The organism is Polyangium fumosum (assembly GCF_005144585.1).
In the GTDB taxonomy this organism is placed as follows: domain Bacteria; phylum Myxococcota_A; class Polyangia; order Polyangiales; family Polyangiaceae; genus Polyangium; species Polyangium fumosum.
On record NZ_SSMQ01000007.1, the window covers coordinates 87,946 to 107,741 of the forward strand.

Below are 19,796 nucleotides of genomic sequence, written 5' to 3' on the forward strand. Positions count from 1 at the left end.
GGGAGCACGTGATCGAATGAACGGGAGCGCATCGGCTCGTGCCCTCGGCGCGCTCGCCCTCGCGGCGGGTTGCCTTTCCACGTGCACGCGCCCCCGAGAGCTCCCGCCGTGCGACGAATCCCCCGCGCTCCCCGTGGCGCCGAAGGATCCCGCCGCCGCCGTGATCGTCGCGGCGGGCGATATCGCCGAGTGTCCCGGAGGTCGGCAGGAAGAGACGGCGGCGCTCGTCGAGCAAATCGGGCCGGACGCGGTGTTCACGCTCGGCGACACGACGTATCCCAACGGCGCGCTCGACGAGTTCCTCGATTGTTATCACCCGAGCTGGGGCAAGTTTCGCTCGATCACACGCGCGGTCGTGGGCAACCACGAGTATCACGCGCCGCGCGCCGGGCCGTTCTTCGTCTATTTCTGCGGCGGCGCAGGGGCGCCCTTCGAGGGACGCGCGAGCTTCGACATCGGGGCTTGGCACGTCGTGATGCTGAACTCCAATTGTGGCGGCGACCTCGACGTCCCCTCCTCGGTCTCCGACGATTTCGGCGGTTGCGGGCCGGACTCCCCGCAGGCACGCTGGCTCAAAGAAGATCTCGCGGCGCACCCGTCGCGCTGCACGCTCGCGATGTGGCACCACGCGCGGTTCACCTCCGGCGAGCACGGGAGCGCCGATTCCATGCGGGATTCGTGGCGGATTTTGCAGGACGCCGGCGTCGACGTCGTCCTCGCCGGCCACGCGCACCTGTACGAGCGTTTCGCGCCCATGAATGCCGACGGCCAGATCGACGTCGTGCGGGGAGTGCGCGGGTTCGTCGTCGGCACCGGAGGCAAGGTGCCGCTGCACGCCGTCGACGAAGTTCACAACGGGAGCGAGGTACGGAATATAGATACGCTGGGCGTGCTTCGGCTCGAGCTCCGATCCGAAGGATACGCCTGGCGATTCGTACCGGTCTCGGGAGGCTCATTCACCGACGAGGGCGAGGCGCCATGTCACGATTGACGTGCACCTTCCTGGTCTCGCTCGTGACCACCCTGGTCGCGTCGGTCGCACGCGGGGAGGCGTCGCCGGCGCGGCTTCGGTGGAGCGTCGATGCCCGCCTCGGATATGCCACGGCGTGGACCACCGGGCAGTCGTACCTCGGGCCGGCGACCGGGCTCATCGGTGGCCTGACGCTCCGCGTGCCGATTCATGTCGAGGTCGGCGCGGCGTATCACGTCGGCAGCATCGAATCGGCCGCGAACGATACGCTCGTCTACTGGTCGCGCCGACGGTCCGTGTTCGTGCACGCCGCAGCCGGTTACGATCGAACGATGCTGGCCGGACGGCTGCTCGTAAGGCCGAGGTTCATCCTCGGTTCTTTCTTCATTGTGGACGAAGCGCAGCTCGGCGGGGCGATGCGCCAGGGGATCGAGCCAAGGTTCACGTTCGGTCCCGGCGTCGATATCCTCTTTCATTTCGGGGCTCTTCACGCAGGGATCGACGCACGCGTGCTCTTCGTTCCGTCCCATGTGGCCGCGCCGATCGGCGGGCTCTTTGGCGTGTTTGGCGTCAAAAAGTAAGCCGGCCGAGATGCCGCGCCATTGCTGCAACGCACAATCGCGTCGTACCGCTCCATCGTGCCGCTGTATCGTTGCTTTGCATTGATGGTGCAACGTCACTTGTGATAATAGCTCGAAGGATGATGGCCTCGACGCGCCGCTCCTTTCCCGTCGCCCCGTTGCTCCTTACGATGTGTTTCGCCGCCGGCTCGCTGGGCTGCGGATCGACCACGGAAAATTGTCGCCCCGCGATCTCCGGAGATGTCGCGGCGCAAGCGCCCCGCGTGGACGCGGGTGTCAGCGGAATGGCGGGCGCGCGCGTGGATGCGGCAGCCGACGCGAGGGCAAACGCGAATGTCGAGCCTCCGCGGACCGAGGCGCAGCTCCGCGAGGCCGCCGAGCTGCGCGCCCGCGCCAAGGTGAATATCGATGCGGGTCGCTTGCGGGAAGCCTTGCCAGATCTGGAGCGCGCTTTCGAGCTCTCGGGGGATGTGACGATCCTCGGGGACCTCGGCCTCGCGCTGCAAGCGGCCGGGCGGCTCGACGAGGCCTGGCTCGCGTTGCATCGATTCCGCGCGGAGGCGCGCGTGGCGTACGAGCCAATGCGCGCGAAAATCGACGTGGCGCTCGGCGAGCTTTCGGCGAAGCTCGGTGGACTCGTGGTGGAAGGCGGGGTGCCGGGCGCCCTCGTGCTCGTGCGGGGACAAATCGCGGCAAAATTGCCAATGACGTCACCGATTTACCTCGCGCCGGGGGACGTCTCGGTCGTGGTCCGTCCGCCTGGAAAACCCGACCTGACGGTCCGCGCGCGTGTCGCCGTGGGCGCGGTCGCCCGCGCGAGCGCGAACCTGGATACACCTGGCATTGGCGTGGCGGCCGGAGGTCTCACCGGAACGGTCGGAGGGCTCGCGGGCGGGCTCACGGGTGGGCTCGGCAGACCCACGGGAGGACTCACGGGGGCGGTCGGTGGGCTCACCGCGCCCGTCGGTGGACTCACCGCGCCGGTGGGAGGACTCACGGCGCCGAATCCTGGAATCGAGGCGCCGAATCCTGGGCTCACGGCGCCGAATCCCAACCTCGGGGCGCCGAATCTCTCGGCGCCCGTTGGCGCATTGACGGCGCCCGTCGGCACGATCGCGGCGCCCGTTGCCGCGGCGACCGCGCCGGTTTGGCCCATCGTGGTGGGCGTCGGCGGGCTCGCGGTGATGGGCGGCGCGATTGCGGCCTCGGTCGTGCATTCGGGCAGGCTCGACAATTTCGACGCGAACCTCTGCGGCGGCTCGGGCGCGAGCCCGGAATGCCCCTCCATCGAATCCGGGATCAAGGTGACGACCGGGCTCCAGGTCGTGGGGTACATCCTCGGAACCGCTGCGCTCACCACGGGGATCGTGGTGTTCGCCGTGACGCGATCGGCGCCCGATCTCGAATGCCCGAAGGTCGGCCGCGCGCCGGCCTTGACCCTCCAGTGTGGCCCCCACGTGGGCGGCAAAGGCGGCGGCGTGGGCTGCGTCGGCACATTCTGAAATTCGTCTTTCCGGACAACCCAATCATGATCGAAGCCACGAGCAAGCGGATTCGCGTGGACGACGTCGAGCTCCACGTTCTCACGGAGGGATCGGGCCCGTCGATCCTCGTCCCCACGGGCGGCGGGATCGAGTTCTACCGGCGCACTTTTTCACGGCGGCTCCTCGATGCCCATACGTTCGTCTACGTCGAGATGCGAGGCACGGGGGCATCGACCGGCAGCCCTGAGGGAGCGACGTATGCGACGCTCGCCGACGATCTGGATGCCGTGCGCGAGAAGCTCGGGCTCGATCGCGTCGTCGTCATGGGTCATTCGAACCACGGAGGCATCGCGCTCGAATTCGGGCTCCGCCACCCGAAACACGCGGCCGCGGTCGTCTCCGTGGCGAGCGTGCCCGATTTCAGCCGCGCCATGAGCGTGGGAATCGCGCGGTGGGAGGCGGAGGCGAGCACGTCACGGAAGGAGCTCCTCGCACGCCATCAAGCCGAGCTCGGCGCCCTCGATACGAGCGCGATGGATCCCGACGAGCTCACCCTCCGTCGATACCTCGCCTTGCATCCTCTCGTATGGAACGATCCGACGCTCGACGCCGGCGCCCTTTGGGGCGGTGTTCCGAGGGGATTTGCCATTTACATGCAATCGGTCATCCGCCCCGAAGCGGAGCGCTGGAGCCTCGTATCGTCGCTCGGCGAGATCACTTGCCCCGTCCTCGCCCTCTGCGGCCGGTACGATTACGTCTGCCCTGTGGAGTTATGGGCAGAGGCGATCGACGCGCTGCCGCGGGGCGTTCTCGACATCTTCGATCACAGCGGCCACAATCCACACTACGAGGAGTCGGCGCGATTCGACGCCGTCTTGCTCGCGTTCTTGCGCGCCCTTTCCTGAGGGCACGCGCCGGCGATGGAGGTCATGACCATGGAATCGCTTGGTGGTTGCTGCACCCTCGACATCGATAGGTTCCGGAGCACGCGCGACGCAGTGGAGAAGGCGCCCGAAGCAGGGAAAGGGAGCTTCGAGACCGTGACCGAGTGGCGTGAAGGCGCGCAAGCCGTGACGCGGGCGAGGTCCTTCCAAATCGAGACCGACGAGCCCACGCCGCTCGGCGGAAAGGACCAGCACGTCGATCCGATGGAGCTCTTGCTCGCGGCCCTCGGATCGTGCCTCACGATTGGATGGGTCACGCAGGCGCGGCTGCGCGGAATCGGGTATCGTAAGCTCGTGATCAAGGTGCAGGCGCCGTTCGACCTGCGCGGATATCTCGCGCTGGATCCTTCTGTCCGGCCCGGGTTCGGGCAGCTTCGTTATACCGTGGACGTGGACACCGACGCGGATGCCGCGTTGCTCGAAGAGATTCGAATCGCCGTGGAACGGACGAGCCCCATGCTCGACAATGTCCTGCGTCCGACGCCGGTCGAAGGGATCGTCCTGCAGCGCCCGAGCGTCTCGGCCTGATCCCAAAACCACCGTCGTCCCCTCCGCTCCGCACACCCTTCGCGCTCGTGCGACGCCGCGGACATTCGAGCCGCTCTAAAAAGCACCGTACGGGAGAATACCAGCGTTCAGGCACGGGCGAGAGAAGTGCGCTGCGCTATGGTGTGCGAGGTCGCAGTCGCACGGGTGATCGTCGGGCGGGGGGGACGAATGCAGGTCGAGCGCAGGTCGGATTCGTCGTGGGAGGACGAGCCTTCGGGTCTGCCCGTGGCCATCGGCGACGTCCTCGATGGCAAGTATCGCGTCCTGCGCGTCCTCGGCAAAGGCGGCATGGGCGTGATCGTGGCCGCGGTGCACGTGGAGCTCGGGCACCGGGTCGCGCTCAAATTCCTGCTGAAATCAGCCATGCAGAACGAGGAGGTCGTCGCCCGGTTCGCCCGCGAAGCGAGGGCCGCGGCCATGATCCAGAACGAGCACGCGACGCGCGTGCTCGATATCGGGCGATTGCCGAGCGGACAGCCCTACATGGTGCTCGAGCTGCTCGAAGGCTCGGATCTCGGCGCGCACGTCGCCCGAAACGGCCCCCTCCCCATCGAGGACGCCGTCACGTACGTGCTCGAGGCGTGCGAGGCGATCGCCGAGGCCCATTCCCTCGGAATCGTCCATCGTGATCTCAAGCCCGACAACCTTTTCCTCGCCCGGCGCCCGGACGGATCCCGCACCGTGAAGGTGCTCGATTTTGGAATCTCCAAGCTCTCTGTCGACAATGAAACTTCGCCGGAGCGCGGCGCTCCGCTCACGACGACCTCCGCCGTGATCGGATCTCCGATGTACATGTCGCCCGAGCAGCTCCGCGCCACGCGCGACGCCGATCCCCGCTCGGACATCTGGTCCATCGGCGTGACGCTTTACGAGCTGATCGCGGGGGAAGGCCCCTTCCCCTGGCAAAGCCTGCCCGAGCTCTGCGCGGCCATTCTGAAGGATCCGCCGACGCCGCTCCGCGCACGTCTCCCCGACGCGCCGCCGGAGCTCGACGCGGCGCTCCTGCGTTGCCTTCAGAAAAACCCGGGCGATAGGTACACGAACATCGCCGAGCTCGCGGTCGCGCTCGCGCCGTTCGGCAAGCCCGGGGCCATTGCGTCGAGCGAGCGCGCGGTGCGCCTGCTCGCGCGTGGTACGTCCGCGGAGCGCTCCCCGAGCACGCGCGGGCCCCTGAGCACGAGCCCGACGTTGACCGATCCGCGCGTGCTCCTCCCGCCGTTGCATTCGACGCCGCCGGTCTCGGCGACCTCGCTGCTCGAGCGTGATCCCGCGGGGGCGAAATGGCAACGAATGCTGCGGCCCGTGCCGCTGCTCGCGATCGTAGCGGCGTTCGTCTTTGTAGGAGGCGCCGGGATCCGGCTGCAGCGCGCGTACGGATCGCCAAGCGTCCTCGCAGAACTTGCGCGTGGAGGAATCGACGCGACGCTCGGTCCGGCGTTCACGAAGGTGAGACCGCTGCCGGTGTCGGTCGAGGCCGCCGAGACGAAAGCACATCCGCCCGTCATGGGAGAGGCGCGTCCCGCGCCGCGGCCGAGGAACAAGGCGCCGCAGGGGGGCTTTTCAAAGCCGCGGCCGCAAAGCACGATCACGGACAAGACCTCGGAGACACCTCCGTCGTCCGTGAAGCGCCCCAATCCTTTCGACGGGCGCGAATGACACCCATGACGAATACCTTCCGCGTCGCTCATCGTGATCCGAAGAGGAGCGCCGTCGCGCCCGCGGCCGCCCTCGCCGTCGTGCTGCTCTCCAGCCAAGCCGCCGCGAATCCGCTCGACCCGATGGAGGACCGCGCCGCCCGAAGGGCCGCGGCGGAGGCGCTGTTCGACGAGGGCAAATGGCTGATGGTCGAGGGGCGTTATCCCGAGGCATGCCCCAAGTTCGCCGAGAGCCAGAGGCTCGACGCGGGCGTCGGGACGCTCTTGAACCTGGCCGATTGTCTGGAAAAAATCGGGCGCACCGCGAGCGCATGGGCCGAGTTCCGGGCCGCCGTCTATGCCGCGCGCGAAAAAGGGCAGGTCGAGCGCGAGACGGTCGCGCGCGAGCGGGCCGCGGCCCTCGAGCCCAAGCTCACACGGCTCGTGATCACCGCGCCGTGGGCCGAAAAATTGCAAAACGTGGAGATCCGCAAAGACGGGCAGGTCCTCGGGCGCGCGTTATGGGGGACGGCCGTGCCCGTGGACCCGGGCAAACACGTGGTCGAGGCCCAGGCCGAGGGCAAACGTCCCTACCGCGTGGAGCTGGAGGTGCCCGGGGGCGAAGCCACGCGGGTGACGACAACCATTCCGGAGCTGATGGACGCCCCGCAAGCGCCGCCGCCGCCGCCCGAAAAACCCCTTTCGAATTCGAGGGCCTCGGTGCACAAGATCGCGGGGATCGCGCTGGGCGGCGCGGGCGTCGTGTCCGTCGTCGCGGGCTCGGTGCTCGGAATGCAGGCCATTGCGCGGAACGGCGACTCGGCCGCCCATTGCATCGAGGGCAACCTCTGCGACGTGACCGGCGTCGCCCTGCGCAGCGAGGCACGCACGCGCGGCGACGCGGCGACGGGGGCGATCCTCGCGGGCGTGCTCGCGGCGGCGGGAGGGCTCGTCCTCTACCTGACGGCGCCGGAGGGCACGCCCGCGCGCGCCGGCGTGGGAACGGTGGGATCAGGCGCGGGGCTCGTGGTCGGAGGTGTGTTTTGAGAATTCAACGACAAACGGGGCGCCCGCGCGGACGTCCCTTTTGGTGGCTTGGGCTTTTCGTGCTCGGCCAGGCCCTCGGCTGCAATGCACTCGCCGGAATCGAGGAGGGGGTGCTCGCGCTTTGCCAGGACGGCACGCGTATCGATCAAACCGGCTGCCAGGGCACGGCCGGCGGCAGCGGCGGCAGCAGCGGGACGGGCGGGGAGCCATCCTGCCAGAGCTGCCCCGACCCCGACGACACATGTCCTCTGCCGTGGCAATGGAGGTCGCCGACGACGGGCTCGTGTTATCTGCACCATGGCAACGAGCGCGACTGGAACACCGCGCGCGAGCATTGCCTAAAGCTCGGCGGCGACCTGGCGGCGCTGAGCACGGCCGAGGAGTTCTGGTACGTGGCGAGCGTGGTGTCGGGCGACGTATGGATCGGCGGGACGGACGCGCAGCAAGAGGGCGCGTTCTCGTGGTCGAACGGGGAGCCGTGGGGGTTCACGGCGTGGAAGGACGCGCTGCCCGGGGATCAGGGCAACAAACAGGACTGCGTGATGCTCTCGGCGTCGCCCGGGACCGCGGCGTTCTTCGACGACCGGGGCTGCGGCGAAAAACGCGGCTTTCTCTGCGAAATGTCGCCTCCGCCGTAACTTTTCTTGTCGCCTCCCCGTCGGGGGTGCGATTCTGAAGGGGTATGCGGAAGGCTCTCCTTTCCCTTTCGACCATCGTCGTGCTCGCGCTTTCGATCGGCTGCGGCGGCGAACAAACCTCGGCGGCGAACTCCGGCTGGTCCCAGGATCTCGGGGATCCCACGGGCCAGCCGCTCCGCCGCACGGAGACGCTGAGCGAGCCCGAGCAGGCGCCCGCGCCGCTCACCGGGGCGATCACGACGCCCCCCACCGAAAAACGGGTGCGTCACGACGTGATGATCGCGAAGGACGCGCCCCACGAGGCGACATGCTCGTGCCTCGCCGTCGTGGTCGGGGAGCCGGGGGATCCGCGCCTCCTGTGGCAAGCCGAGGTGCCGAAGCTCGGCGGGGACGTGGCCGTGGTCGCGGTGAGCGGCAAGGGCGTGCCTTGCCCCGGGGTGGCCGAGGACGCGCCGCGAAGGCCCAGCATCGCGGCGGTGGAGCAGGAAGGGGCCGACGTGGTGCTGACGATCGAGGAGCTGCCGTCGGGCCGCCCGCAGGCCTCGGGGGCGGTCGTGCCGCGGCCCGGGCCGGGCGGCGCGGTGTATGTCAAGCCGAAGGGGCCGAAGGTCCCGTATGGTCGGCCCGCGGCGGGGGCGGGGGCGCGCTGCAAGGTGAAGTGACTAAAGGCCGCCCTCGACGCCGATGCTCGGCACGGTGACGGGGCCGATTTCCTGGGCCTCGCATTCGGTCGGGCCACAGCTCACGCCCGTTTGCTCGGTGCTGAGCGTCGCATTGAGCATTTCGATCACGAACGAGACCCAGCCGCGCTTCTTGAGGTTCCAGCGCTTCTCGATGCGCGCGTCGATGCGGAAGAACGGATCGGTGCGGCTCTTGCCCCATATCGCGGCATCCGCGGCCGCGATGGGCAAACCCGTGTAGAAGACGACACGCGAGCCGAGGCGCCATCCCTTGCCGGCTTCCCAGGAAACCGCGCCATTCAGGACGTGGGTTCGATCGAATTGTGCTGGGCCCGAGGAAAAACCGATGCTCCTCGACGATCGGGAGAGCGTGTACGAAATGTATCCGCCGAGCCGCTCCGTGAGCTTGCGGCGGATGTAGATTTCGAGCCCCACCGCGGTGCCGAGCGATCGATCGCTGATCACACTCGATCCGTCGTCGTCGTCCTGGGGCGGCGCGCCGCCCGGGCCCCCCGGGCCGCCGGGGCCTCCGCCCGGGCCCCCCGGACCGCCGCCGCCGCCGTTGACCGTGCGGCCGACCGAATCGAGCGCGTCAGCCATGTTGAAGAAGCCATTGAGGAAAAACGTGCCCGTGGCCTCGAAGCCGAAGGGCAATTTCACATCGAGGCCCGTGCTCGTCTGGACGCTGCGCTGAAGGCCGCCGGCGAGCTTGCCGATGGAGAGGCCGGGGATGGGTAAAACGAACCCGGGCGGCTGGTGAGCGAGACCCATGGCGGAGACGAGCTTCAACCGGGGCACGATGGGGACCTTCATGGCGAGCCGAACGTCGGCGCTGATCGCAGTGACGCCGCCCGAGCCCCAGAGGTCGACGCGCGCGCCGGGCGTGAATTCGATGCCGCGGCCTGTGTCGAGGACGGCGTCCGCGTAAAACCCGACCGCGATGTCCTGGCGCGGCGGAAAAAACTGGTCGAGGAGCGACTGCTGGTTCTGGGCTGCCTCTTCGTCCTCGTCGCCCCCCACGACGAGGTCGTAATAATCGAAATTCGCGTCGACCCCGGCCCGGAAGAGCATGGACTCGTTCCGGCGGTGGAGGATCTGGCTCCGGGCCGATAGGAGGAAATCGCGCGCAAAAATGCCCTCCTGGCCGCCGACGGCCGTCCGGTCGTAGCCGAACGAGACGGCCTGGCGCAAGCGCGTGCGCGAGCTGACGTCCTTGTCGTAACGGAGGTCAATCCGGTGGAACTGCACGTCGAAGAGGCCCTGCTCGACGTCGTCGACCTTCGCGCCGAGGTAATCGTGGGCGCCAAAGGCGAAGAGGGTGAGTCGATCCGTGGGCGTGACGTCGAAGGTCGCGCGGGCCTGATAGTCCCAATAATTGAGCGTGGTGTCGGGCGCGAGCAGGGAGAGCGCGGCCGCGGTGTACGAGAATCGGCCGCCCGCCATGACGGTGGCGCGGTCGCCGATCGGGGCCTCGACCATGGCGCCGGCGTCGAACACGCGAATGTTCGCCTCGCCGTGGAGCTCGCCCTTCGGCTTGGTCGTCTCGCCGGAGACGATGCCGCCGGCAAAACGACCGAATTGCGCAGGGTAACCGCCGGGATAGAGGTCGACCCGGTCCACGATCGCCGGATTGACGACCGAAGGGCCGAGGGCGAGGTGATACAGATAAGGGACGCGGACGTTGTCGAGAAAATACCCGACGTTGCCGGGAGGCGCGCCGCGAATGTAAAAGAAGGGCAAACCCGAGAAGATGGGCGTGACGCCGGGGAGCGATTCAATCGCACGGAAAGGATCGCCGAACGCGCCCGGCAAGACGCGGACCTCGGCGCGGCCGAGCGAGGAGGTCCCGGCGGCGCGGCGCTCGCCGAGAGCAAGGACCTCGATGGGCGCAGGGCCCGCCGGCTTCGGCGTCGCGGTCGGCTTTTTGCCGGGGGTGCCGTCCTTCGGGTGAGCGCCTTCCTCGGCCGCGGGAGGGGTCTCCTCCTCGGCAGGCGGCGCCGGGGGCGTGAAGTGGACGAGGACGCGGATGCGCGCGGGGATGGGCTTGCCGTTGCGCGTGGCCGGCTCGAAACGCCACTCGGGCGCGGCGCCGGACGCGGCGTCGGTGAAAGGCGCGTCCCCGGAAACGATACGCGCCTCCTTGACGCTGCCATCCGCGGCGACGGTGACGTCGAGCACGACGTCCGCCTCGCCCGTGAGGCCCGGCTCCGTCGGATAAGCGGCCTCGAGCGCAGCGAGCGGACGAGGCGGGACGAGGACGGGCGCCGCAGGGGGAGCTGCGGCAGGTGGAGCGGGCGCAGGCTGCGGGGGTTCGTCGGCGCGAGCAGGGGGAGCGGCAAGGAGAAGGAAGGTCGAGAAGATAAGGGGGGGCTTCAAGGACGCGCGTTTCATCGCCGGTCCGCTACATCTCACGACCCGAGGGACAGTGGGTTAAATAATGTAAAGCGCACGTTTTCGCCCCAAGGGCGGAGCGTCGGCCAGCCCTCGGAGCGAAAACGGTGGGTCTTCGGCCCCGATTTCGAGGGACGTTATCGCTCGCCGGGGAACCCTTCCACGGCGTCGTCGTCGCCGCCGAATAACGCGCCGACCGAGAGCTCGACGGCCTCGAAAGGCTCGGCCCGCACGCACGCGTCACGGCCGGCCGCGATCACGAGGAGACCTGCGTCAAGGCGAACTCCCCTCGACTTCGGTGTAGATCACCATCCGCCCAAAATCGCGCCGCCGGAAGGACGGCGCTGGAACGGTCCTTTGAGACGCGCGACGACCGCAGATTACGCGTCGCCGTGCTCGCCCGTGGGAGCCGCCTTGCGGACGAGCTCGCCATCGATGATCTCGTGAACTCGCTCCTCAGGCGGGATCGCGAGCAGGTCGGCGACGGTCGCACGCTAGCGGCGTTTGAAGGTGGAGGACATGGGAGCGTCCGAGCCTACCTCTGGCGGGTTTTCCATGCACGTACATCTTCCGGAAGCCTCCTGCGGTTGCGTGTTTCGAAAACTTTTCTTGCGCCCGTCACCCCAAACATGGAAGGAAGCCGCCATGGCGAAGCGCATCTATTTCTTCGGCGGCGGTCAGGCCGACGGCGACGGAACCCAGAAGCCGCTCCTCGGCGGCAAGGGCGCAGGTCTCCACGAAATGACCCGGCTCGGCATCCCCGTGCCGCCTGGCTTCACGATCACCACCGAGGTCTGCACGGCCTTCTTCGCCTCCGGGGAGCAGATCCCGGAAGGCCTCCTCGACGAGGCTCGCGCGGCCATCCGTCGGGTGGAGGAGATCGTCGGCACCCGCTTCGGCGACCCGGAAAACCCGCTGCTCGTGAGCGTCCGCTCCGGCGCCCGCGCCTCGATGCCCGGCATGATGGACACCATCCTGAACCTCGGCCTGAACGAGGCGATCGTGGCCGGGCTCGGCGCTCGCACCCAAAATCCCCGCTTCGCCCTCGACGCCTACCGCCGGTTCATCGTGACGTACGCGGACGTCGTGCTCGGGTTGCATCGGAAGCGCTTCGACGACGCGCTGGAGATCGCCCGGCGCAAGGCCGCCGCCGCGCGCGGGATGGTCGAGGCCCAAAGGCTCACGGTGGCCGAGCTCCAGCGAAAGCTGCCCGACTCGATGTTCGACGAGGAGACGCTGCGCTCCCTCGTGAAAGAGCAGCGCCGCATCGTGAAGGAGGAGACAGGGACGCCGTTCCCCGACGATCCGTGGGCGCAACTCGAAGGCGCGATCGTCGCGGTCTTCCGGAGCTGGAACAACAACCGCGCCAAGACATACCGCAAGATGCACGACATCCCCGAGGCGTGGGGCACGGCGTGCAACGTGCAAGCGATGGTCTTCGGCAACCTGGGCGAAGACTCCGGCACGGGGGTGGCCTTCACGCGAGACCCGTCGACAGGCGAGAAGCGCTTCTTCGGCGAATGGCTGCCGAACGCGCAAGGCGAGGACGTCGTGGCCGGCGTTCGCACGCCCAACCCGATCGCGAAGGGTCAAGGGAACGACGAAGCCTCGCTCGAGGTGCGCATGCCCGAGGCCTACGCGGAGCTCGTGCGCACGCAGGAGCGGCTGGAGAAGCACTTCCGCGACATGCAGGATCTCGAGTTCACCGTGCAGTCGGGCAAGCTCTACCTGCTCCAGACGCGGAACGGGAAACGGACGGGGCGAGCGGGCGTGCGGATCGCCGTAGAGATGGCGAAGGAGGGGCTCATCGATCAGCGCGAGGCCGTGATGCGCGTCGACCCGGCGTCGATCGAGCAGCTCCTGCACCCGACGATCGACCCGAAGGCGCCGAAAAAGCTCCTGGCGAAGGGTCTGCCGGCGAGCCCGGGCGCGGCGAGCGGGCAGGTGGTCTTCCACGCGGACGAGGCGGAACGAAAGGCAGCGCAAGGCCTGCCCGTGATCCTCGTGCGCGCCGAAACGTCGCCCGAGGACATCCACGGGATGAAGGCCGCAAACGGCATTCTGACGGCGCGCGGCGGCATGACGAGCCACGCGGCGGTCGTCGCGCGAGGCATGGGCAAGTGCTGCGTCGCAGGCTGTTCGGCAGTCGCCGTGAGCTACGAGACGGCCACGATGACCGTGACGATTTACGACGAGTTCGGCCGGCCTACCGACACGGTGAGCGTGAAGGGCGGCGACGTGATCACGCTCGACGGCGCGACCGGCTCGGTCTACCTCGGCGCGATCCCGACGGCGCCGGCCTCGCTGTCGGCGGAGTACGAGGAGCTGATGCGCTGGGCCGATACGTCGCGGCGGCTGAAGGTGCTGGCGAACGCGGACACGGGCGCGGACGCGCGAACGGCCCGCTCGTATGGAGCCGAGGGCATCGGCCTCTGCCGCACCGAGCACATGTTCTTCGACGACAAACGTATCGCAGCGGTGCGGGAAATGATCCTCGCCCGCGACGTGGACGCACGAAAAGCAGCGCTCGCGAAGCTCCTGCCCTACCAGCGCGAGGATTTCACCGCGATCTTCCAGGAAATGGCGGGCTTGCCCGTGACGATCCGCCTGCTCGATCCGCCGCTGCACGAGTTCCTGCCGCAGGAGCGCAAGCAGATCGAGGATCTCGCGGCGACGATGAAGGTCCGGCCGGCAGAGCTCGTGCGGAAGGTGGAGGAGCTTCACGAGCTGAACCCGATGCTCGGCCACCGCGGCTGCCGCCTCGGCGTGACGTTCCCCGAGATCAACGAGATGCAAGCCCGCGCGATCTTCGAGGCCGCGTGCGAGGTGGCCGCGAAAGGCACGGCCCCGAAGCTCGAGATCATGATTCCGCTGGCCATGACGCGGAAGGAGCTCGCGCTGGCCAAAGCGACGATCGAGCGGGTGGCGAGCGAGGTGTTCGCCGAAAAAGGCCGGTCGGTGTCGTACCTGTTCGGCACGATGATCGAGCTGCCCCGCGCGGCCCTGCGCGCCGCCGAGCTCGCCGAGGAGGCCGAGTTCTTCAGCTTCGGCACGAATGATTTGACGCAGACCACGATGGGCATCTCGCGCGACGACGCCGGGAAATTCCTCGGGGCCTACGTGGAGGCGGCCATCCTGCCGCGAGACCCGTTCACGAGCCTCGATACGGAAGGCGTGGGCGAGCTCGTGGCAATCGCCTGCGAGCGCGGCCGAAAGACGCGGGCAAACCTGGAGCTCGGCGTGTGCGGCGAGCATGGCGGCGACCCGGCCTCGATCCGGTTCTTCGAGCGGGTGAAGCTCGACTACGTGTCGTGCTCGCCCCTGCGCGTGCCGATCGCCCGGCTCGCAGCCGCGCAGGCAGCGCTCGCCGAAGGCGCTGCGACGACGGTCCAGACGACGGCGTAGTCGGTCGCGGCGGGGGAGGCTCCGAGCGGGCCGACCCCCGCGTTTATCGCGGCACAATCATCATCGGGCGGGATGGCATTCCATTCCGCCGATCCTTTCCCAGCCTTCACACAACATAGCGAATGGCCGAGCGAGCATTCGCATAGCCCCCCATTGCATGCTTTCTCGTGGAGGCGCTCCGCGCGAGCGTCGTCCTTGACCTTGCCAGTCAGATGATGTGCATCATATGATGATCATCCTATGAACACGAACTCGACGAGCGACGAGCATGACGTGACCTGCAGCAGCGACCGTGCTGCATGGATCGTAGGTGCCGGCGACGGCACGGGCGGCGCCATCGCGCGCCGCTTCGCGCGGGGAGGCTTCGTCACGTGCGTGTCGCGTCGCAACGCGGAGAAGCTTTCGCCGCTCGTCGACGCCATCGCCGCGGACGGCGGGCGCGCGCACGCCATCGGCTGCGACGCACGCAAGGAGGACGACGTCATCGCGACGGTCGAGCGCATCGAGCGGGAGATCGGAGCCATCGAGGTCTACGTCTTCAACGTGGGCGCGAACGTCCCGTGCAGCATCCTCGACGAGACCTCCCGCAAGTACATGAAGATCTGGGAGATGGCCTGCTTCGGCGGGTTCCTGACGGCGCGCGAAGTGGCCAAGCGCATGGTGGCGCGCGGGCGCGGGACCATGCTCTTCACGGGCGCGACCGCGAGCGTGCGCGGCTCCGCAAATTTCGCGGCGTTCGCCGGGGCCAAACACGCGCTGCGCGCCCTCGCGCAAAGCATGGCGCGCGAGCTCGGTCCGCGGGGCGTTCACGTGGCGCACGTCATCGTCGACGGCGCGATCGACACCGCCTTCATCCGCGACAACCTGCCCGCGCTTTATGCGAAGAAGGACGAGGGCGGCATCCTCGACCCGGACCACATCGCGGAGAACTACTGGCACCTCCACAACCAGCCGCGCGACGCGTGGACGTTCGAACTCGATCTCCGCCCGTGGATCGAGAAGTGGTGAGGTCCTCTCGTCCGGCGTCGGCACGGGACCCTACGAACCCACCCTCCCGCTCGAAGCGCGCGAAGCAGCGGAACGAAGGGAAGCTGCGCCGCGCGGGGGTTCGGGGGTTCGAGGGGGGCCGACCGGAGCCTCCCCACGTTGGGGTGACTTTACTCCGGCCGCAAGGCGAGGCACCTTTGCCCCATGGGCATCTTCGACCGGATGGGCAAGGTCATCTCGAGCAACGTCAACGCGCTCCTCGACAAGGCGGAAGACCCGAAGAAATCGGTCGATTTGATCGTCGAGGAGATGAAGGACCAGATCCGCGCGGCGCGCAAGGAGCTGGTCGAGGCGGTGGCGGCCGAGAAGGTGCTGCGCAAGAAGGTCGACGAGATCGACGCCGATACGGCGAAGTGGGAGCGGCGCGCCGAGCTCGCCCTGAAGGCCGGTGACGAGTCGCTCGCGCGCGAGGCGCTCGTGCAGAAGAAGCGCATCATCGCCGAACGAGACCGCGCCGAAGCGCTGCGCGCCGAGCAACGCGCGGCCGCGCTGAACATGAAGCGCGAGCTCGAGCGCATGGAGCAGAAGCAGCAGGAGCTCGAAGCACGCAAAGGGACGATCGCCTCGCAGCTCCAGCAGGCGAAGGCCGGCGGCGGAGCCGAAGGGCTCGGGGCGCGAGGCAGCTCGGGCGGCGCGTTCGCCGAGTTCCGACGCATGGAAGACAAGATCGAGGGCAAGGTCGCCGAGGTGGCCGCCGCCCGCGAGCTCGACGACGCGCTCCGCGGAGGCGGGATGTCCGACGTGGAGCTCGAGTCGAAGTTCGCGCAGCTCGAAGGCGGCGGGACGATCTCGAAAGACGGCAAGCCTTCGAACCCCGAGATCGATGACGAGCTCGCCGCGCTGAAGAAGAAGATCCGGATCGGCTGAACGCCGAAAGGCGTCAGGGCAGGTCGGCGCAGCAGCGGAAGCCGGTGTTCGGGTTGCTATACCCGCGCGCCAAGGTCGTGCTCGCGGAGGAGCAATCCATGTCGTGGTCCGAGCTCGTGTAGCTGCCTCCGCGGCGCCGGCAGGGGTTTTCCGCGGGCATGGCGCTGGGCGTCTCGTCGCAGGAATCCTCCCACTCCCACACGTTCCCACTCATATCGAAGATCCCCGAGAACCCGCCCTCGCACGTCGGCAGGTTCTTGACCGGGACGACGTCGCCGTGCTCGGATTTTTGGCCATTGCAGGCCATCGCATCGTACGCGTCACCGTAGGGGTGGTCCTTCTCGCCCCCGCCCGTACAGGCGTTGTGCCATTGGCTCTTCGCAGGATTGCCGGCGGATTCGTTGAACAGCAGGGCCCCCCCGCCGATCTGGCCGCAAAGACGCTTGCCGTGCGCAGCACAGAACGCGAGCGCGTCACACCAGTCCACGTCCGCGACCGGCAGGCTGTCCTTCGACGGTGCCTTCGAGGGGGCAAACGTCGTGTTCCCCTCGCATTGCGCCGGCTGCACCACCGTCGGCTTCGTCTCCACCCATTCGAGGTACTGGAGGTTCGTGACCTCGGTACTGTCGACGCAATAAGACGGTCCCCCGTTCGGAGCCTGCACCATCACCATGGTCGGCGTCTTTGGGATGTCGGGGCACGCCACCGAACCCCCGCCCGAGCCGCCCGCCGACGAACTCGACGACGAACTCGCGTCCCCACCCATGCCGGCGCCGCCGCTGCCCCCACCTGCGCCGCCGGTTCCGCCCGTCGCGCCCGAGCCGCTCGGCTCCGGGGGCGGAGCATCGATCCCCCCACCACCAAAGCACCCAGCCGCGATCACGAGCGGGCAAGCAAGAAGCAGGAAAGAAACGGCGACGCGCATGATCCGACGATGACACACGTCGCCCGCGAACTGCAATGGGGGAGCGATGGACGGGACGGACGCGCGTGCCGGCCGCCCCCTACGCCGAGTCGTCCTACTTCGCCGTGTTGCGGCCGAGCGCCACGACGTTGTCCACCGCGCTCGCGCCCCCCTCGCCCACCGCCACCTTCACCCGAGGTTTGGCGCGGAGCAGGCTCACCACCAGCGTGAGGCCCCATCCGTCCTCGCTGCGAATTTGCACGGCGCCGTGGCTGTCCTCGATCGACATGATCAGCCGCCCGAGCACCTCGAGCCCCGGCGGCGCCGCGCCCGGCGCGATGAGCACGCGCTGCAGCGCCGATTCGGGCAGGCCAAAGCCGAGGCTCCAGTCGAGGATCGAGAGCTCGACCGCGGTGCTCGTCTCGCGCACCGAGATCACGGGCGGCTGCGCCGACGGCGACTGCCCCGCCGCCTCGATCATGAACGCTTCGAGCGCCCGCTCGAGCGCGGACCTGTGCCCGATCACGTGGCCCATGCCCCGCATGGGCTCGATCTTCACCTGCCGCGCCGTCGCCCGCGCCGTGCCCGCCACCGCCTGCGCGATCACCTCCGAGAGCGGGAACGCGCTCAGCGGATCGTGCGTCGGCGCCGTCGCGAGCGCGCGGACGTTCGTGGGTTTGTCCTCGGGCTGCTCCACGACCGACGCGACGTATCCGACGATCGAGGAGAAGCCGTCCGCCTTCTGCCGCAGGGCGCGGACCGTCAAGACAAACGCCGGCGTGGTGCCCGGCTGGCTGCGGCCCGTGATGCCCGACTCGCTCTGCAGCACCTCGGCCATGTTCGTCGCCGCCTCCTCCGCCGTGCAACCCGTGAGCGCGACGAGGATCTGGCTCAGGTGGATCGAGCCGGGCGGGAGCGCGCCGTCGGCCGACTCGGGCGGGACCGAGACGCCGCGCGCGCCAAGCCAGCGGTTGAGCTCGCGGCTCGCGAGGCGCACGTCGCCGAGCGCGTCCGCATAAAAGAGGCCGACGGGAGAGCTGCGCAGCACCTCGCCGAACGTGGCGATCTCCTTCGCCGCGACGTCCGCGCGCTGCACGAGGCGCTCCGAGGGAGGCAAGGGCGCGTCGAGCAGGCGCGATCCAGAGAGGGGTTCGCCTTCGCCCAGGCTGCCGAGGCGGCGCCTGCGCGCGATGAGCGCGAGTTCGCGCGCGAGCCGTTCGAGGCGCTCGGGCACCTTGGCGAACGCGGCCTCGGCCTTCGGGCCGCACAGGAACACGTAGCCTTCCGTTTCGCCGAGCGCGATGAGCGGCACGACCAGCGAGGGCTCGCCGGGGTTCTTCAGGTAATCCGTCACCACATGCGGCGCGGCCACGCCGTGCTCGTTGATGTACGGCCTGCGGCGCACGTCGCGGCGGCGCTCGCCGATGAGGTGCTCGCCGACGTCGCCGTCGTCCCAAAACTTGAGGTGCCATTGCGAAGACGGCAGCTCCGCGACGAGCACGAAGTCCGCCGGGAAGAGGCGCCCCGCGAGCCGGCCGAGGCGAGGCCAGAAGACCGAATCGGGCTCGGTCTGCACGCGGCGGAAGATGCCCTCGCGGCCAAGCAGATCCGAGGTGCGCGCGACCGCGCGTCGCCAGCCGGAGAGGTCGAGCGAGAGCGCGACGATCGCGCCCGCGAGGATGCCCGAGGCGAGGCTCGCCGCCGGCAAGAGGCCCCGCACCATCGAGGCCGCGAGGATCGCTTGCCCGAGGACCGTCGCCAGCAGGCACACGCCGAGCACGATCAGCGAAGCCTTGATGGACGCGACCCGCCGAACGAAGGCGAGGATCAAGACCGAGAGCGACGCGACGAGCGCGCTGATCCACCGCGGCGCCTCGCGCCTCGCTCCGCCGTCGAGCAGGCCGCCCAGCGCGGAGGCCACGTGGGTGCCCATCGAGATCTCGGGCGCGCCCGCGGCGCTCGTGCGTGGTTCGAACGGCGAGTCGAGCGCGGCGATCACCACGCGCCCGGCGGCGACGGAAAGCGGCGTTCGTCCGGCCGCGACGTCGGCGAGCGAGACCTTGGGCACGCTCTCGGCCGGCGCGGGCACGATCCACGGCGCTTCCGCGATCCCGAGCGCGGCGAGCGCCGGCCGATCCGCGGGCGGCGCCGCAAAGCCGACGGCCGTCCCGTGCGCGCCGAGCCGCACGATCCCCGGCGGGAGCGCCTGGATCGACGCGGCCGGCTCGGCGGCCGGTTGTTTGCGGCTCACACAAAATGCGTCGAGCGGCGGCACGAGGAGCACGCCACGCGCGTGGCCGTCGACGACGAGCTCGGAGAGCGCGCCGAGGCAGTCTCGTTCGGCGAGCGTCTCGGGCGAGGCATGAACGACGAGCACGTGCGACGAGGGGCTCCGGCCTGCGATCGCGCGCAGGGTGAGCTCACGCGCCTCGTCGTCGGCGGAGCCGAGCGGCGCGATCGCGGCCGTGATCCCCGCGACCAGGATCGCCATCGCTTCGAGGCGGGCGCGGCTCGAGAGACGCGAGCGATCCTTCTCGAACGCCATCGGCCGCGGGGCGCGGAACGGCTTCGGTATCTTGCGGGTCTCGAGCAGGCGTCGGGCGAAACTTCGCATCGAGGGGTAACGGGTTCAGCTTGTGCGGCAATTTTCCTGCC

The 19,796-nt window shown here is 68.9% G+C and carries 16 protein-coding genes; 12 read left to right on the forward strand and 4 right to left on the reverse strand.

What is annotated here, in order from left to right; genetic code table 11:
* Positions 1–16 precede the first annotated feature (16 nt).
* The 9 genes from E8A74_RS09030 (at position 17) to E8A74_RS09060 (ending at position 8,509) form a co-directional block, all read left to right on the forward strand.
* Entirely contained in the window at positions 17–991 is a 975-nt protein-coding gene (locus tag E8A74_RS09030; protein ID WP_136928547.1) for a metallophosphoesterase family protein, read from the forward strand.
* Complete coding sequence (locus tag E8A74_RS09035) at positions 979–1,551, forward strand: hypothetical protein (protein ID WP_136928548.1); 573 nt, start codon at positions 979–981, stop codon at positions 1,549–1,551. The genes E8A74_RS09030 and E8A74_RS09035 overlap by 13 nt, the downstream gene beginning before the upstream one ends.
* A gap of 263 nt (positions 1,552–1,814) precedes the next feature.
* Positions 1,815–3,053, forward strand: a complete 1,239-nt coding sequence (locus E8A74_RS52035; RefSeq protein ID WP_170228981.1) for a tetratricopeptide repeat protein — start codon at positions 1,815–1,817, stop codon at positions 3,051–3,053.
* A 26-nt stretch (positions 3,054–3,079) separates the two neighbouring features.
* Positions 3,080–3,940, forward strand: coding sequence for an alpha/beta fold hydrolase (locus E8A74_RS09040; protein ID WP_170228982.1), 861 nt, complete (start codon positions 3,080–3,082; stop codon positions 3,938–3,940).
* Between the two features lie 30 nt (positions 3,941–3,970).
* Positions 3,971–4,507, forward strand: coding sequence for an OsmC family protein (locus E8A74_RS09045; RefSeq protein WP_170228983.1), 537 nt, complete (start codon positions 3,971–3,973; stop codon positions 4,505–4,507).
* A 165-nt stretch (positions 4,508–4,672) separates the two neighbouring features.
* A complete protein-coding gene (locus tag E8A74_RS09050) occupies positions 4,673–6,184 on the forward strand; it encodes a serine/threonine protein kinase (RefSeq protein ID WP_170228984.1) in 1,512 nt (503 codons plus the stop codon).
* Between the two features lie 5 nt (positions 6,185–6,189).
* Positions 6,190–7,209, forward strand: coding sequence for a hypothetical protein (locus E8A74_RS52040; RefSeq protein WP_170228985.1), 1,020 nt, complete (start codon positions 6,190–6,192; stop codon positions 7,207–7,209).
* A 59-nt stretch (positions 7,210–7,268) separates the two neighbouring features.
* Positions 7,269–7,847 carry a C-type lectin domain-containing protein gene (locus E8A74_RS52045; protein WP_170228986.1) on the forward strand — a complete coding sequence of 193 codons (579 nt, stop codon included), beginning with the start codon at positions 7,269–7,271 and terminating at the stop codon, positions 7,845–7,847.
* Positions 7,848–7,891: 44 nt separating this feature from the next.
* Positions 7,892–8,509 carry a hypothetical protein gene (locus E8A74_RS09060; RefSeq protein ID WP_136928552.1) on the forward strand — a complete coding sequence of 206 codons (618 nt, stop codon included), beginning with the start codon at positions 7,892–7,894 and terminating at the stop codon, positions 8,507–8,509.
* Here the strand turns inward: E8A74_RS09060 and E8A74_RS09065 are convergent, their stop codons facing one another.
* Both E8A74_RS09065 and E8A74_RS55465 read right to left on the reverse strand, forming a co-directional pair.
* Positions 8,510–10,903 carry a TonB family protein gene (locus E8A74_RS09065; protein WP_170228987.1) on the reverse strand — a complete coding sequence of 798 codons (2,394 nt, stop codon included), beginning with the start codon at positions 10,901–10,903 and terminating at the stop codon, positions 8,510–8,512. It lies immediately after the preceding gene.
* A gap of 152 nt (positions 10,904–11,055) precedes the next feature.
* Entirely contained in the window at positions 11,056–11,178 is a 123-nt protein-coding gene (locus E8A74_RS55465; RefSeq protein WP_269749867.1) for a hypothetical protein, read from the reverse strand.
* 385 nt (positions 11,179–11,563) lie between these two features.
* Between E8A74_RS55465 and ppdK the strand changes: the two genes are divergently transcribed.
* The 3 genes from ppdK to E8A74_RS09085 all read left to right on the forward strand — a co-directional run bounded on the left by ppdK (position 11,564) and on the right by E8A74_RS09085 (position 16,237).
* The gene (gene ppdK, locus E8A74_RS09075) at positions 11,564–14,323 is read left to right on the forward strand and encodes a pyruvate, phosphate dikinase (protein ID WP_136928554.1); all 2,760 of its coding nucleotides are present in this window, start codon (positions 11,564–11,566) and stop codon (positions 14,321–14,323) included.
* Positions 14,324–14,563: 240 nt separating this feature from the next.
* Complete coding sequence (locus E8A74_RS09080) at positions 14,564–15,331, forward strand: SDR family oxidoreductase (RefSeq protein ID WP_136928555.1); 768 nt, start codon at positions 14,564–14,566, stop codon at positions 15,329–15,331.
* Between the two features lie 183 nt (positions 15,332–15,514).
* On the forward strand, positions 15,515–16,237 hold the full coding sequence (locus E8A74_RS09085; protein ID WP_136928556.1) for a PspA/IM30 family protein: 723 nt from the start codon (positions 15,515–15,517) through the stop codon (positions 16,235–16,237).
* A 13-nt stretch (positions 16,238–16,250) separates the two neighbouring features.
* On the opposite strand, the gene E8A74_RS09090 is transcribed toward E8A74_RS09085, so the two are convergent.
* Positions 16,251–17,162 carry a formylglycine-generating enzyme family protein gene (locus E8A74_RS09090; RefSeq protein ID WP_136928557.1) on the reverse strand — a complete coding sequence of 304 codons (912 nt, stop codon included), beginning with the start codon at positions 17,160–17,162 and terminating at the stop codon, positions 16,251–16,253.
* A gap of 94 nt (positions 17,163–17,256) precedes the next feature.
* On the reverse strand, positions 17,257–19,755 hold the full coding sequence (locus E8A74_RS09095) for a CHASE2 domain-containing protein (protein WP_136928558.1): 2,499 nt from the start codon (positions 19,753–19,755) through the stop codon (positions 17,257–17,259).
* Positions 19,756–19,796 lie beyond the last annotated feature (41 nt).